This is a genomic window from Paenibacillus sp. LC231, from assembly GCF_001860525.1.
In the GTDB taxonomy this organism is placed as follows: Bacteria; Bacillota; Bacilli; order Paenibacillales; family Paenibacillaceae; genus Paenibacillus_AQ.
In genome coordinates this window covers 77791-91654 of record NZ_JFOM01000016.1, presented here as the reverse complement: position 1 = coordinate 91654, position 13864 = coordinate 77791, and the positions used below count along the sequence as shown (strand labels likewise).

At 49.3% G+C, this 13864-nt stretch carries 15 protein-coding genes; 9 read left to right on the top strand and 6 right to left on the bottom strand.

Going from position 1 to position 13864, the window contains the following annotated elements:
* Positions 1 to 151 precede the first annotated feature (151 nt).
* The 4 genes from AK95_RS13955 to AK95_RS13940 form a co-directional block, all read right to left on the bottom strand.
* A complete protein-coding gene (locus tag AK95_RS13955; protein ID WP_071220590.1) occupies positions 152 to 1315 on the bottom strand; it encodes a glycoside hydrolase family 18 protein in 1164 nt (387 codons plus the stop codon).
* Between the two features lie 6 nt (positions 1316 to 1321).
* Positions 1322 to 2413 (bottom strand): acyltransferase, encoded by a 1092-nt coding sequence (locus tag AK95_RS13950; RefSeq protein ID WP_071220588.1) that lies wholly within the window; start codon positions 2411 to 2413, stop codon positions 1322 to 1324.
* 30 nt (positions 2414 to 2443) lie between these two features.
* Positions 2444 to 3796, bottom strand: coding sequence for a glycosyltransferase family 2 protein (locus AK95_RS13945; protein ID WP_071220586.1), 1353 nt, complete (start codon positions 3794 to 3796; stop codon positions 2444 to 2446).
* 398 nt (positions 3797 to 4194) lie between these two features.
* Positions 4195 to 5082: a LysR family transcriptional regulator gene (locus AK95_RS13940; protein ID WP_071220585.1), complete on the bottom strand. Its 888-nt coding sequence runs from the start codon at positions 5080 to 5082 to the stop codon at positions 4195 to 4197.
* Positions 5083 to 5200: 118 nt separating this feature from the next.
* On the opposite strand from AK95_RS13940, the gene AK95_RS13935 reads away from it, so the two are divergent.
* Positions 5201 to 5941 carry an SDR family NAD(P)-dependent oxidoreductase gene (locus AK95_RS13935; RefSeq protein ID WP_071220584.1) on the top strand — a complete coding sequence of 247 codons (741 nt, stop codon included), beginning with the start codon at positions 5201 to 5203 and terminating at the stop codon, positions 5939 to 5941.
* A gap of 167 nt (positions 5942 to 6108) precedes the next feature.
* On the opposite strand, the gene AK95_RS13930 is transcribed toward AK95_RS13935, so the two are convergent.
* Positions 6109 to 7023, bottom strand: a complete 915-nt coding sequence (locus AK95_RS13930; RefSeq protein ID WP_071220583.1) for a phosphatidate cytidylyltransferase — start codon at positions 7021 to 7023, stop codon at positions 6109 to 6111.
* A 106-nt stretch (positions 7024 to 7129) separates the two neighbouring features.
* Here AK95_RS13930 and AK95_RS13925 point away from each other — a divergent pair, with 106 nt between their 5' ends.
* The 6 genes from AK95_RS13925 (at position 7130) to AK95_RS13900 (ending at position 11374) form a co-directional block, all read left to right on the top strand.
* The gene (locus AK95_RS13925) at positions 7130 to 7666 is read left to right on the top strand and encodes a hypothetical protein (RefSeq protein WP_071220582.1); all 537 of its coding nucleotides are present in this window, start codon (positions 7130 to 7132) and stop codon (positions 7664 to 7666) included.
* 234 nt (positions 7667 to 7900) lie between these two features.
* Complete coding sequence (locus AK95_RS13920; protein WP_071220580.1) at positions 7901 to 8650, top strand: class I SAM-dependent methyltransferase; 750 nt, start codon at positions 7901 to 7903, stop codon at positions 8648 to 8650.
* Between the two features lie 78 nt (positions 8651 to 8728).
* On the top strand, positions 8729 to 9676 hold the full coding sequence (locus tag AK95_RS13915; RefSeq protein ID WP_071220579.1) for a helix-turn-helix transcriptional regulator: 948 nt from the start codon (positions 8729 to 8731) through the stop codon (positions 9674 to 9676).
* Positions 9677 to 9739: 63 nt separating this feature from the next.
* A complete protein-coding gene (locus AK95_RS13910) occupies positions 9740 to 10279 on the top strand; it encodes a DinB family protein (RefSeq protein ID WP_071220578.1) in 540 nt (179 codons plus the stop codon).
* 14 nt (positions 10280 to 10293) lie between these two features.
* A complete protein-coding gene (locus AK95_RS13905) occupies positions 10294 to 10770 on the top strand; it encodes an EVE domain-containing protein (RefSeq protein ID WP_235613109.1) in 477 nt (158 codons plus the stop codon).
* Positions 10771 to 10873: 103 nt separating this feature from the next.
* Positions 10874 to 11374 (top strand): cupin domain-containing protein, encoded by a 501-nt coding sequence (locus AK95_RS13900; RefSeq protein ID WP_083397623.1) that lies wholly within the window; start codon positions 10874 to 10876, stop codon positions 11372 to 11374.
* A gap of 130 nt (positions 11375 to 11504) precedes the next feature.
* On the opposite strand, the gene AK95_RS13895 is transcribed toward AK95_RS13900, so the two are convergent.
* The gene (locus AK95_RS13895; RefSeq protein WP_071220575.1) at positions 11505 to 11849 is read right to left on the bottom strand and encodes a DoxX family protein; all 345 of its coding nucleotides are present in this window, start codon (positions 11847 to 11849) and stop codon (positions 11505 to 11507) included.
* A gap of 115 nt (positions 11850 to 11964) precedes the next feature.
* Here AK95_RS13895 and AK95_RS13890 point away from each other — a divergent pair, with 115 nt between their 5' ends.
* Together AK95_RS13890 and AK95_RS13885 are read left to right on the top strand one after the other, a co-directional pair.
* Entirely contained in the window at positions 11965 to 12663 is a 699-nt protein-coding gene (locus AK95_RS13890; RefSeq protein ID WP_071220572.1) for a Crp/Fnr family transcriptional regulator, read from the top strand.
* Positions 12664 to 12782: 119 nt separating this feature from the next.
* On the top strand, positions 12783 to 13799 hold the full coding sequence (locus tag AK95_RS13885; protein ID WP_071220571.1) for an SDR family oxidoreductase: 1017 nt from the start codon (positions 12783 to 12785) through the stop codon (positions 13797 to 13799).
* Positions 13800 to 13864 lie beyond the last annotated feature (65 nt).

Below are 13864 nucleotides of genomic sequence, written 5' to 3'. Positions count from 1 at the left end.
GGCACTCACGAGAGTCTGACAGATTCAAAAAGCCGATGATCTGCATTCGACTGCGATGATCATCGGCTTTTTTGTGGTAGGGGCGTGGTGACGCCAGGCATATACCCCAGTAAAGATGCTGTCAAGGATAGCTTAGAAAAGGTATTGAATGTTACCGCTTGTCGTCTTGCTGTCTCTCATTCAAATGCTCCGTCAGATACTTCACGATGCCATCCTCCGCGTCCTGGGAGTACTGCCAGACCATCGCCCCTCCGAGATTCTTACTCTGGATGTACGCCACCTTCTCCTTTAAGGCTTCTTGATCCTCGTAACTGATGAAGGTGTTGCCGTCATAGAGGTAGGCGGCCTTCGCTTTGTTGTCGTAATAACGCATGAAGCCGTTTTTGTTCAGGTAGGCCTTCTCGATCTGCTTATAATTGAGGTTCACCTTGTCGATGTCGATGGGCGTACCGGGAGCGAAGAGTCCGTCTTTGGCACCCTTGGCCACCTTCACGTTTTTCCAGCCGTACGAATAAGCAGGGACGCCAAGCAGCAGCTTCTGACTGTCGATATCATGGTCCAGGTACATCGAGATAATGCCATCAATGGAGTGCTTGGATTTCCCCTGGCTGTCCACATACAGATTGGAGTTAAAGCCAGTGGTGTCGGACCACTTGCCTGTCAGGTCGTAGGTCATGACGTTGATGTAATCCACGTATTTCTCCACTTTTTTGACCTCGACGTTTTGGAAATACCAGTCCTGGGTTCCGGAGGCAAACGTCAGCAGATATTTCTTGTTCTTGTGAGGCAGCCTGTACAGCTTCTCGCGCAGCTCCTTCATCAGACTGGTGAAATTCTTCGTATCCTCCGGGCGCGCTTTCTGCGTATTCCAGGCATGGAACGCCGGATACTCCCAGTCGATATCCACGCCGTCCAGATCCAGCTCCTTGACCAGGTTGATGATGCTCTCGGTGAAAAGGTACCGGTTGCCTTCCAGCGAAGCGTCGGAAAATCCATCCGCACCATAGCCACCTACGGCCAGCACCATTTGGGTCTTCGGATTCGCCGCTTTCAACTGCTTGATGTTTTCTTTGATCTGGTTGTTGGTCGTGCTGTCTTCATGGAAGTAGAGGTCCGTTCCATTGATCTTCGCAAAAGCGATAAACGCGATATCCACGCCTTTCTCCGATAGCTTGATGTTTCGGTAATCCTGCCAGGCCTCCACGTAGACTGCCGTGATTTTCCGGTCCTCTGCCGCGGAGATCTTATAGAAATAGAGACCCATGCCCGCAAGCAGCACCACAATGAATATTTTCGTATATATCGTTATTCGCATCGTCCTTTAACCCCGCCCGCCGAATAGAATGTAGGTTGCCGTCTTGCTTAGGTTCAGCACCTTGACGGTGATGTAGCTGATGGCGAAGATGATGGAGATATTCACGATCAGACTGAGGGAGGCTTCCAAAAACGTGGCCTCAACCTCGGTTCGGCCGGATAACATCATCTCGACCAGCAGGTGAATCAGATAGATGCTGAAGCTCGCCCGGGAGACCGAGCTGATCAATTTCTGGATTTTATGGTTCACTTGATCGCTGATTCGTGCCTCCTTTTCCTTAAAGAAGATAAACAGTCCGACAGCCATGAAGAACGTGGTGATCGAATAGTTGCCGTAGAACATTTCATCCAGAACACCGCTGCGCAGCGAGACAAAATAGGTGGCTACCGGCGTGATAAAAAACGAGATGATGCCCAGATTGTATAGGATGTTTTTGGCTTTGAGCGGCAGCTCGAAATGAAAGAGATAGTACCCCAGTATAAAATAGCCGAGGAAGCCCATAAAGAACGGGATGTTCATGATCGGGATGTTGATGTATTGATCCGTTGCACGAAATACGGTATCCGAGATGAAGCGATAGGCGATACTGACGATGAACCAGAGGAGCAGATAATACCGGAGATCCTTCTCGCTGCAGGATTTGATAAATTTGCTCATCAGCGGCACCGTCATGTATATGGCAATAATGGCGTACAGGAACCACAGATGCACATAATTCCGGTCGGTCAGCAGCCGATACCCGAAGTCAACAACGAACTCATAGGCATTCAGCTTGCTTCGCATCAGATAGTATTGATTGTACAAGCCATAGATGAGCGACCAGGTCAGAAGGGGAATGAGCAGCGGTACGACGCGCTTTGTATAAAACTCCCTGTAGGATGTAATCTTCGTGCGCAGGATCATCGCTCCGCTGATCATGAAGAAAACCGGTACAGCGAAGCGGGATATGGAGTTGAAGCCGTTGCTGATCCACCAGGAGGAGGAATTGAAATCATTCGTGCTGGTCAGCACCTCCGCCGTGTAGTGCAGGATAATGACGGCAACAATGGATAGAATTCGTAGGATATCGACATAGATAATTCTTTTATTGGGAACCATGCTGTTTCAGGCAGCCTCCTTCACCATAAGTTAATTCGATCCTGCGGCGATGTTCTGGCTGATGGCGGCCACGCCTTTGCGCTCCACGAAGCCCCAGCCTTCATCATTGTCAAAATATTTGAATGTCCCCGCAATGTTAATGTACAGCAGCAAATTTCGGTAGGTTAACAGCTCCGCTTGGCTGAACAAGAACATCTTCATATAATCGGAAAATGTATACGTACTGCCATATTTACGGCATAAGTACAGGGCGATCATGATCTGTGCCGCATTCAGCAGCACGCTCATCAGCAGGAAGATGATGGCATGCAGGAGGTTTCCGCCAACGATCAGGGTCTGCCCCAGATAAAAAATAGTAGTAAACGCGGAGAGTGTCCCCAGCAAAAATCCGTCAATCGCAAAGAACAGGCTCACGCTGACGCTGAATTTCCGGGACAGTCTGGACCAATAGATGAGGATGCAGTCAATAAAGGCCTTTTGCCAACGAATGCGCTGCTTATAGAAGTTGGGTAGATTCTCCGGACATTCGGTGTAGCACACCGCTTCGGGGGCGTAGACGAGTTTTTTCTTCAGGCTATTGGCCTTAATGTACTCGTGGATTTTCAGCGTAATGTCGATATCCTCCCCGACCGTGCTGCGGAAGCCGTCAACATGAATGAGAACGTCTTTATAGAAAGCGCCAAACGCGCCTGAAATCACAACGATGGAATTAAAATACGATTGCGTGAGTTTGCGAACGTAGAAGCCGTGCGTATAATTGATGATCTGGCTCTTGATGAGCCCTCTTCCGCGAAACTTCTCAACGATGGCCCCGTTCTTGTCCCGCACGGCGCCCTGTACAATTTTGACGGTACCGCCCAGCGCAATGATGTCGTTATCGTGAAAATATTGATTCACATACTTGAGCGAGTCGGCTTCCAGCATGCTGTCCGCATCCAGTGTGATGACGATATCGGAGGCGGCATGATCGATTCCAGCATTTAGCGAATCCGCTTTTCCGCCATTCACCTTATCGATAACATAAATATGGCGGTATCGATTGGAGCGATAGAATCCTTTTATCGGCTTGTAGTTCAGCTTGCTGTCGGCCGATCTGGTACTCGGCTCCAGATCCAGGAGCTCGTCTAGGGCGGATAAGGTTCCGTCCTTGGAGCCGTCGTTGATGATCATGATCTCATAGTTGCTGTAGCGCAAGCCCGCCATGGCATCGATGCAATTTCGAATCGTCAGCTCCTCGTTGTATGCGGGGACGAGCACAGAGATTGATTTTTCGGCGAGATCGGGATTTAGCTTCTTCACCTTGCTGCACAGCAGCGGGATGAAGGTATACAGGGTTTGAAACACGAGAAATACGCCGGCTAATCCATAAAAAAAGTACTGCAAACTTCTCACTCCTCTCTTCTCTGTCTCTCTTTGTGATGAAGACCAATATGGTGCGCCTACTCTATTGGACTCGGATTAGGTATGCGCTTTTTCTATAACAAGCCATGTCAAGGGGGAAAATCCAGGTAATAAGGGATAATATCATCCAATTAAAACCTTTCATTCCATATAAACCCATATAACACTCTATGTAATAAACTATCGTAATGGACTCCTAAATGTAAAACCGCTCTATAGAGCAAGAAAACGAATACATAGATGCTTTTCGAGAGCAGTCTCTGTTTTGGTTCGACTTTCTATATTTTAGGCGGCTAAAGCGACTTGGCATGGGATGCCCATGGATTCTGGAAGATTTCGTGCAACTTCTAAGCCATCCATTAAAACCATCTAGAGCAGGTTCATAGTATGTTTCTCCTTAATTCATCCTTCAAATATTTATAAAGCTTTCGAACCGCCATGTGTTGAGGATCCGATTCTTTACACAACATCCCGAAATTCATATGTATCAGACTCCCGCCGGGGATCCTGGCAATTGTCCCCGTCGCTTCCGGTTCCACCATAATTTTCGGAACAAGGGCAATTCCCAACCCGTTCTCTACATAAAACTTCAACGCCGTCATACTCCCGATCTCCATGGTTTCAAGCACTACGTTCCCCGTTTCCTGTAGAACCATTTCCAGCTTTCTGCGATATGGACAAATCGCTGATGTAATGAGCAGGCGATACCCTTGAAAGTCATCTGGCATAATCACCGCTTTTTGCGCAAGTGGATGGTTTTCGGGCATCAATGCCACAAACTCTTCTTCGAACAGAGGCTCGTAAAATAACCCCGAACGCAGCTCAGGTGCCGTACAAAGCGCAAAGTCGATTTCTCCTTTTTGAACCCGTTCACTAAGGGTTGAAGTGTTCGAGATATCTACGGAAATACGGATGTTGGGATGCATGGACATAAACTTTCCAAGGATCGCTGGTAAACGGTAGCTGGCTGTTGGTTCGGTTACACCCAACCGTATATGTCCTGATTCACCTGATTTCAGATCCGATAGGCTGGTCTGCAGGTGCTCTATACTTTTTATGATTTGTAAGCTCTGGTCGTAAAAAAGCCTACCGGCTTCCGTCAGACTGATTTCTTTACCACGTTGTATTAGCTGGGTGCCCAGTTCAGATTCAAGCTTTTGAATTTGCATTGTGACTGTTGATTGAGCATAGTTCATTTCTTGCGCAGCTCGGATAAAGCTTCCGTATTTCACGATCAATTGAAATGTTTTTAATGCTTTAAGGTCCATATCCAAGATCCTCCAGCGTTCAATATAATTGAATTGTTTATTCAAATAATTCAATTATACAAATTTCAGGGTGGGAATTACAATGAAACTATCATTAGATACTGGAGGAGTGAGCTTCATGGAACTTAAAAATAAAGTGGCGCTGGTTACGGGCGGTGGTACGGGGATTGGCAGAGCAACCAGTTTCGAGTTGGCAAAACGGGGGGCAACCGTGATCGTAAACTATTCAAGCTCCCGTTCCGATGCGGATGAAGCTGCTCAATGGATAAACAGCTATGGAGGTCGGGCTATAGCCATACAAGCTGACGTTTCCAAAGACGAGCAAGTACGCTCTATGATCCAGACTGTCGTTCAGCATTTTGGCACGGTCGATTTGCTTGTGAATAATGCCAGCATCACCAAGCATATTCCGATGGACGATCTGGAGGCAGCAGCGGAGGAGGTATGGGACGAGTTATTCGATGTGAATGTGAAGGGTATGTTTTACTGTGCGCGGGCTGTGGCCCCTTTCATGAAAAAGAAACTTAATGGAGCTATTGTTAATATTGGCAGTATAGCCGGACAAACAGGATTAGGTTCCTCGCTTCCATATGCCGTATCCAAAGCAGCCGTTCACGGCCTTACGAAATCGTTGGCACGGGCTCTTGCTCCTGACATAAGGGTGAATTGTATCGTGCCCGGTGCCGTGGCGACAAGATGGTGGGCAGGAAGGGAACAAGAAATGAGTCGTCTCGCTCCCCATCTTCCTTTACAGCGCATATCAACACCCAAGGATATTGCCGCTATGATTTGCACAGCCTTGGAGCAGGAAGCGATGACCGGTCAAGTCATCACCGTGGATAGCGGACAGACCATGTAACTATGTACCCTACCCCAAGGGAAAACGGGTCTGAGTGTGTAATATTTTTCGTCCACGACCCAAAATGCATTGTAAAAAGCCATAACCAAGTTGAGCCTAGCTCGCATGGTTATGGCTTCTAAAGGTTGCATCGCCCCGTTCTGTACCTGAGGGGTTGTCTGGCACTTCTACATAAAGTCGTAAAAGTAACGGATGAAATGAAAAAAGATTGGTGAGGTATAGGTCAGGCTGTCGACCCGGCTCAGATAGCTTTTCTTCAAGGCATCGAACCGTCCGTCATCCCCGATTAACAAATCGCGCTTCAGCACAGAAACCGTCAAGCTGCCGAAGAAGCCGGCGAGGCTGATCAGCATGCCGGACAGAAGGCCAAACGTCGGGCTGAGCGGCGTCAGATAGGGATAGATGAGATAGGAGCTTGCGGTGGTTACGATAAATGCGCAGGCAAAGCCTTCCCAAGTCAGATTCGGGTTCGAGGTGGGCACGATTCTTCGTTTGCCAAAATAGAGGGAGGCGATCGTGTGCACCACATCGTTCAGCTGCGTTAAGACGACTAGAAACAGCACCAGCCCTGCTCCATACTGAGGCGTGGCAAATTGGAAATAGGCCAGGTGGCTGAGACCGAAAACCATGAGCATCAGACCCCATTGGGTGGAGCTGACGCTGCGCATAAAGCCGACGGTGCCTTTGTTAATCAACCGCGGAAGCGGCAGCACCAGGAATACATAAATCGGAATAAACACGATAAACATCCCGTACCATTCGATGTAGATCCAATAGAATTGGACCGGTATGGTTAAATATGCCCATAGAAACAAACGACGATCGGCTTTTCGTGTTTTGATCATCGAGAAATATTCTTTGAGCGTAAAGAAGGTTAACACCATAAGGGATAGCAGGGAAACCACGGGATTCAGAAGCGTGGCCAAGCAGAAGATGACCAGCATGCCCCACCAGGTTTTGATGCGAAATCCGACTTCCGTATAGTCGATATTCGGCTGCGTCTTGCTCATCACATAATAGAGCAGCTGGATGACCGATAAGACGGAGAATATTAGAATTAAGGTTAAAAGCGAGCTGTCCATATGCCTATCATCACCAACTTATCACGGGTATCATTCTTGTTCTACTAAAGGAATCATATGTTATTATGAAGGAATAATTCAATACGGATAAGGGGAAATTTCGTAAATGGTAGAGGATCAATCGGTCTTTATATTGCTTACCAATACCGGAACGCTCTTTACGAAAGTCATTCAGGGCTACACGAGGGCGCCTTACAACCATGCTTCGATCTCCTTTAATCGGGAGCTGTCGGAGTTATATAGCTTCGGGAGAAAGAATCCGAACAATCCTCTGAACGGCGGGTTCGTGAAGGAGGATTTGAAGACGGGAACGTTCAGTAAATATCCCAACACGACGTGCGTCATCTATGAGCTTCAGGTATCGGAACGCGACATCGCGAAGATGAAGCGGGTCCTGCAGGCTTTTATCCGAAAGGACAAAAAGTATTTTTATAATATATTGGGCGTCCTGGGCATCGCCCTAAAGGAACCGATCGAATTCAGCAACTCCTACTTCTGTTCGCAATTCGTGGCGGAGATTCTGCAGCGGTCCGGAGTCAGGTTATGGGATAAGCTGCCGGCCTTGGTGACGCCGGACGATTTTCGCCAAAGCGAGCGCCTGCAACTGATCTATGAAGGGAAACTGAGCGAGTATGAGCCTTAGATACAATCCCGGATAACCCCGGTTGCCTGCTCAGGCGAATGCGGGGTTATCTGTATTGCAAGTGTTTCGCACGAGAGTTTCGCCGATCTGGTTAGGCGTTAGGTAACAAAAGCTGGCTAATAAGCAAGTGTTGATATAAAATGGAGTTGAAAATGAAATTAGGTTTCATCTAATGAAACCGTGATCGTCGTTGTCTGGATTTCGCTTATATCTTGGATGGGAGCGTGGTTTAGGATGAACAGCAAGGAACGGTTTTCGAATCGCGTCGATTCGTATACGAAGTATCGCCCGAGTTATCCGCAAGAGGTCATGGATTATTTGTATGATACGGTAGGATTGGACGGTGAGATTGCCGATATGGGCGCCGGGACGGGGATTTTCTCGAAGCTGCTGCTGAAGCGGGGAAGTCGCGTGACCGCTGTGGAGCCGAATCAGGCGATGCGGGAAGCTGCCGAGTCGGACCTTGAAGGCGAGCCCGGCTTTCGAATGGTTTCGGGTTCAGCCGAAGTGACGGGACTGCCTGATCAATCGGTGGATCATATCGTGAGCGCCCAGGCCTTTCATTGGTTTGACCGTGATGCCGCCCAATCGGAGTTCCGGCGGATCCTCAGACCGGGCGGAAAGGTTGCCCTGATATGGAATTCCAGGCTCACGCAGGGAACGCCGTTCCTGGAGGCGTATGAGCAGCTGCTCCTTACCTATGGCACCGATTATCAGGAAGTGGATCAGAAGAATATTTCGCGCGAAACGCTGGCTGCTTTTTTTCGGGCAGGGGACATGAGGGAGGCGAAGTTCTTCAATCGACAGACGTTTGATTATGAGGGATTGTGCGGCCGCTTGCACTCGTCATCTTACGCTCCGCTGCCGGGACATCCGAACTACGATCCAATGATGAACGAACTGCGCACGATATTTGAACGGAATGAGCAGGCTGGCTGCGTGTTTTTTGATTATGAGACGAAGGTGTACTGGGGAGAGGTGTGAGCTGTCCTTCTTGCTCGGTTTCGCTGTTTGCAGAATAATAGAGCACCGGCATTAATATGGAACGGGAGGTACAGCAGCATGAACAAGACAGACCGGATGCTGGCTATCGTGCTTGAGCTGCAGCAGCGAAAGGTTGTTCGGGCTGAAGATCTGGCATCCATATTCGAGACGAGTGTCCGGACCATCTACCGGGATATTCAGGCCCTTAGCGAATCGGGCGTACCCGTGATGGGAGCTCCCGGGCAAGGATACTCATTAATGGAGGGGTATTTTCTTCCACCTGTCATGTTCACGGTGGAAGAGGCTGTGACCCTGCTCATTGGAACGGATTTCGTCGAACAACGCTTTGACCCGGAATATGGTCTGAAGGCTCGGACTTCGAGTAAGAAGATAGAGTCCATTCTGCCGGAGCCTGTCCGCGCAGATGCTTCGCGGGTTCGGAAGACCATGCGGCTGCTCTCACCCGGCAACAGGGTAAGTTTAGAGGAAGAGAAGGATTATGTTGAAATCGTTCGCCGAGCCATCCTGCAGGAGCGTAAGGTCGAATTCAAATATGTGAAAAAAATGCCCGATTCTAACGGCAACAGGAAGAGTTTTCGCTCGGCAGCTCCTTATGGTCTAGCGTTTCTCCAAGGCGCATGGACACTAATCGCATGGTGTGACCTGCGGCAGGGAATCCGCCATTTTAGGCTATCCCGCATGAAGGAATTGAAGGTCCTTGAGGAGCGTTTTGAGATGCCGCCGAATTTTGACTTGGAAGACTATCGACCTCCGGATGACCGTAACCTGCGGGTGCGGGTTCTGGCAAATCCCGATATTGCGGATCGAGTTAAGGAATCCGGCAACTATTACATGGAGACATTAGAAGAATGCGAGGACGGATTGCTTGTGAGCTTCCGCGTTCGCCGGCTGGAGGAGATCCTGCAGTGGGTGCTCGGCTGGGGATCGAATGTCGTCGTCCTTGAGCCGGAATCCTTCCGTGACCGGATCCGCGATGAAGCGGAAAAGATGTTAAAACGCTACTGACATGACGTTGTCAGTAGCGTTTTTGTATATTCGGTACAAAGACGATTTAAGGGAGTGGTTGATATGAATACAACGGAAGCATTGCAGCGGTTTGAAGAGACGGTGCAGGTCTATCTGCAGGAACTGGATGGCTTCAGCATGGAGGAATTAAAGTACAGACAGGCAGAGGACGAGTGGTCGATCGGGCAAATGTATCAGCACTTGATTCAATCCGCGTTATCCATGCATCTGCGAAATATTGAGTTATGTTTAAACCCGATTGAGGATGCAGCAGTCTCTTCAGCGGGAAAAACGGAACAAGGTATGGCGATATTCGAACAGGGCAGTTTCCCGCCGATCCGTATTCAGGTTCCGCCGTCTCCTCAATATACGCCGGAGCAGCCTGCAACCAAAGAGCAGTTGATGCAAGGTCTGGATACCGTCATCCAACGAATGAGACAAACCGAGCCGATGCTTGGAGAGGCACTCCTGCATACCGTCCCCCATCCGAGGTTTGGAGGATTGCATGCACAAGAGTGGTTTTTGCTTATCGAAATGCACTATCGGCATCATCTCCGGCAGCTGCACCGATTGAAACAGACTTTAGAGCAGCAGCGTGGATGATGGGATATCAGGACGTGGTTACACGATTAGGAGAGCGAACCCGTTATTGGATTGGAGTAGTATCCGAATCGCATGTGAAATTGGGGGTGGAAGGGGGATTTGCCCAGCTATGTCACGGTAAATCGGCTCCGCTGCGGCGTATGCGCAAAGGAGATTGGCTGATCTATTATTCTCCGCGCACCGAGATGAAGTCTGGGGAGGCGCTTCAAGCATTCACCGCAGTCGGCCAGGTTGTGAATGATCAAGTCTATGAGTATCCAATGACGGCATCATTCGTCCCTTACCGCCGGGATATCCGGTATGTTCCAGGTCAGCAAGTGAAAATAGCCTGCCTATTGGACCAGCTTAGCTTTACGCGAGGGAATCGAAATTGGGGGTATGCCTTTCGTTATGGGCATTTCGAGATCAAACGAGAGGATTTTCTGATGATTGCGGATGCAATGTTGGGCGGCTCGGACATGATACAAAAAAGAACGATAAAATCGCTTTGACCCTTCTTCATCGTGCCTATTTTTGAACAACTCGGTTTGAAAACGGCTCGCCCCGGGTACTGGTACTACGAGTGCATCAATGAGTAGAAAGGAGCGGATGACCGTGGAGGTACATGTCAGATCATTTTTCGTGAAAGACGATGGAGAGGTTCCCAATAATCCCGATCTGCCGGTCATTGTGTACAATGGAGTATTCGCGGATGACCCGAGCGGCTTGGAGGCTGCCTTTAACCGGCATCATTGGAGCGGGAGCTGGGCAGGCGGCGTATACGATTACCATCATTATCACAGCAACACGCACGAAGTCCTGGGTGTGCGGTCCGGAAGCGCGACCGTCCTGGTGGGCGGTGATGCGGGAGAACGGCTGGAGCTTGCCACAGGCGATGTGATTGTCTTGCCGGCAGGCACTGCACATATGAAACTCACCAGCACCCCTGATTTTGAAGTGATTGGTGCTTATCCCGAAGGGAATACCCCGAATATGAGGGAGCGGAACCCAACGGATCGGGCGCAGGCGATCAACGAAATCCGAAGCGTGCCTGTTCCGGATATGGATCCTGTCTTTGGAGAGGAAGGGCCACTGCTGCATAAATGGGTGAAATAAAAGAATGAATCGCCATATAGGGAAAAGAGGAAGAGGCTTGCACACGTCTGTTTGCAGACAGCATGTGTAGCCTCTTTTTATGGTGCAGATTACAGAAAGTCTTATACGGCTGCTTTCTAATTCGGAGCGACTACCGAAGAAGAAGGGTAACCGACAATACAAGCATGAGCAGAGCATTCAGGGCCATGAAGGGTTTATGCCTGGCTCGAATGAGATGGGCATGAATGGCTCCCACCATTAGAACCGCAAATAGAGAAGCAGCGTAGATCTTGTTCTCTGGAATCCAGAATGCTGATATCATAAAGACAATCCCCGCTGACTCCAGACCGGCAACAACGAACATCCCCCAGAGGGGGTATCTGTATTCACTCCAGTGCTGCACCATCGAGCGGGTGCGGAGAAATTTGAACGACGCGGAAAGTGCAAACATACCAATCAATACACATTGAAATAAAATTACCCAAAGTGGTTCCATGTGATTCTCACTCCTTTGTTTTCTCTGGCGGCTCATCCTGTCGAGGATTAGTTTACACGCTACAAAACATTGGAGTATGTAGTCCAGGATACATAGCGAAAGGGCGAAACATGGCATGGAGATGATTAAATATCTGTCACGACTGGATCTGTTTCATGGACTTAGCGAAGAAGAGCTGCTGCAATTGAACCATGTGACGCCACTTGAAATCCGTAACAAAGGAACCGTGGTGGCCTCTCCTCATATGGAGCCGAAGGTACTGTACATCGTAAAATCCGGAAAGGTGCGGCTCTATAAGCTGACGGCAGGAGGGAAGGAGCTGACGCTAGATATTTTGGGCGCGGGGCATCTGTTTGGGGAAATGACATCCTTTCATACGGGAGCTGCCATGTTTGCCGTCACGATGGAAGACTCCGTCATTTGTGAAATCGAGAGCCGTCAATTCCGAAGGTTGATCAGCGAACAGCCGGATCTGGCATTCAAGTACATTGAACTCGTAACTGGCAGGCTCAAAGAGATGGAAGAACTGCTGGAGTATATGGCTTACGGGAGCGTGCGACAACGTCTGCTATTCTTGCTGCAGAAGCTGGCGGCCAAATTCTCACCAGATTCAAAGGCTGCAGGGGAATGGGCCCCGCTAGAGATCGAGCTTAACCATCAGGAGCTGGCAACCATGACAGGCAGCATACGAGAAACCGTAACGCCGATACTCAATCAGCTGGTATCTGAAGGCGTATTGCGTAAAGAAGGGGCTCGCAAACCTTACTCGATACATAGGAGTCGTTTGGAGGCTGCGTTGGCGGTGTGCAAATAACTAACTTGCTGATGGCCAACCCTTTTTGGAAATTGTAATGGCAACCGTGCCCATGCTATCGTAAAGGTTAGAAGGTCAAGTTGCAGGTCTTCTCATTATTGCTAGCGGAGGTGCAGTTTATGAAAGCGTTGTTTATTGGAGGAACCGGAACGATCAGCTCGGCGATTACGAAGCAGCTGCTGGAACAGGGATGCGAGTTATACCTGCTCAACCGAGGGAACCGAAACGACACATTGCCCGAGGGCGCACATATTTTGCAGGCCGACATTCATGACGAAGACCAAGTGGCGAAACTTATTGAGCCTCTCGATTTTGATATTGTGGCCGACTTTATAGCATTCGAACCGGCCCATCTGGAGAGAGATTATCGTCTATTCAACGGAAAAACCAAGCAGTTTATATTCATCAGCTCCGCTTCCGCCTATCAGACGCCACTATCCGATTATCGCATTACGGAAGGCACGCCTTTATCCAATCCATACTGGGCCTATTCCAGAAATAAAATCGCTTGCGAAGACTTTCTGATGAAGAAGTATCGGGAGCATGGCTTCCCGGTAACCATCGTAAGGCCTAGCCATACGTATGATGAGCGGTCCATTCCACTCGGCGTGCACGGCAGCCAAGGAAGCTGGCAGGTCGTGAAGCGGATGCTGGAGAATAAACCGGTCATTATTCACGGGGATGGGACGTCTCTGTGGACGTTGACGCACAACAGCGATTTTGCAAAAGGATTCATCGGTCTGATGGGCAACATTCATGCCATCGGGGAGTCGGTGCATATTACCTCCGACGAGTCGCTTACCTGGAATCAGATCTACCAAATTATTGCGGATGCCCTGGGCGTACAGCTGAATGCGGTGCACGTTTCTTCGGAATTCTTGGATGCAACCAGCACGCAGGACTTTAGAGGTTCTTTGTTGGGGGACAAAGCGAATACGGTTGTGTTTGATAACGCCAAGCTCAAGCGGCTTGTCCCTGAATTCGTGGCAACCACCCGGGCGGATCAAGGAATCAGGCAAACGGTGAACTATATCCTATCCCATCCAGAGCATCAACGGGAAGATGAAGAGTTTGATGTGTGGTGTGACAAGGTTGTTTCAGCGTTGGAGAAGGCGAAGTCGATCATAACAGGGTAGGATGGGGTTGCCTCAAATAGGAGTCTCCCGCAATACGTGAAGGAAGCAGGTGCCGCGTGGATATT

Coding starts and splice junctions, on each gene's coding strand:
- AK95_RS13955 (WP_071220590.1), bottom strand. CDS start 1,315: ATGCGAATAACGATATATACGAAAATATTCATTGTGGTGCTGCTTGCG.
- AK95_RS13950 (WP_071220588.1), bottom strand. CDS start 2,413: ATGGTTCCCAATAAAAGAATTATCTATGTCGATATCCTACGAATTCTA.
- AK95_RS13940 (WP_071220585.1), bottom strand. CDS start 5,082: ATGGACCTTAAAGCATTAAAAACATTTCAATTGATCGTGAAATACGGA.
- AK95_RS13935 (WP_071220584.1), top strand. CDS start 5,201: ATGGAACTTAAAAATAAAGTGGCGCTGGTTACGGGCGGTGGTACGGGG.
- AK95_RS13930 (WP_071220583.1), bottom strand. CDS start 7,023: ATGGACAGCTCGCTTTTAACCTTAATTCTAATATTCTCCGTCTTATCG.
- AK95_RS13925 (WP_071220582.1), top strand. CDS start 7,130: ATGGTAGAGGATCAATCGGTCTTTATATTGCTTACCAATACCGGAACG.
- AK95_RS13920 (WP_071220580.1), top strand. CDS start 7,901: ATGAACAGCAAGGAACGGTTTTCGAATCGCGTCGATTCGTATACGAAG.
- AK95_RS13915 (WP_071220579.1), top strand. CDS start 8,729: ATGAACAAGACAGACCGGATGCTGGCTATCGTGCTTGAGCTGCAGCAG.
- AK95_RS13910 (WP_071220578.1), top strand. CDS start 9,740: ATGAATACAACGGAAGCATTGCAGCGGTTTGAAGAGACGGTGCAGGTC.
- AK95_RS13895 (WP_071220575.1), bottom strand. CDS start 11,849: ATGGAACCACTTTGGGTAATTTTATTTCAATGTGTATTGATTGGTATG.
- AK95_RS13890 (WP_071220572.1), top strand. CDS start 11,965: ATGGAGATGATTAAATATCTGTCACGACTGGATCTGTTTCATGGACTT.
- AK95_RS13885 (WP_071220571.1), top strand. CDS start 12,783: ATGAAAGCGTTGTTTATTGGAGGAACCGGAACGATCAGCTCGGCGATT.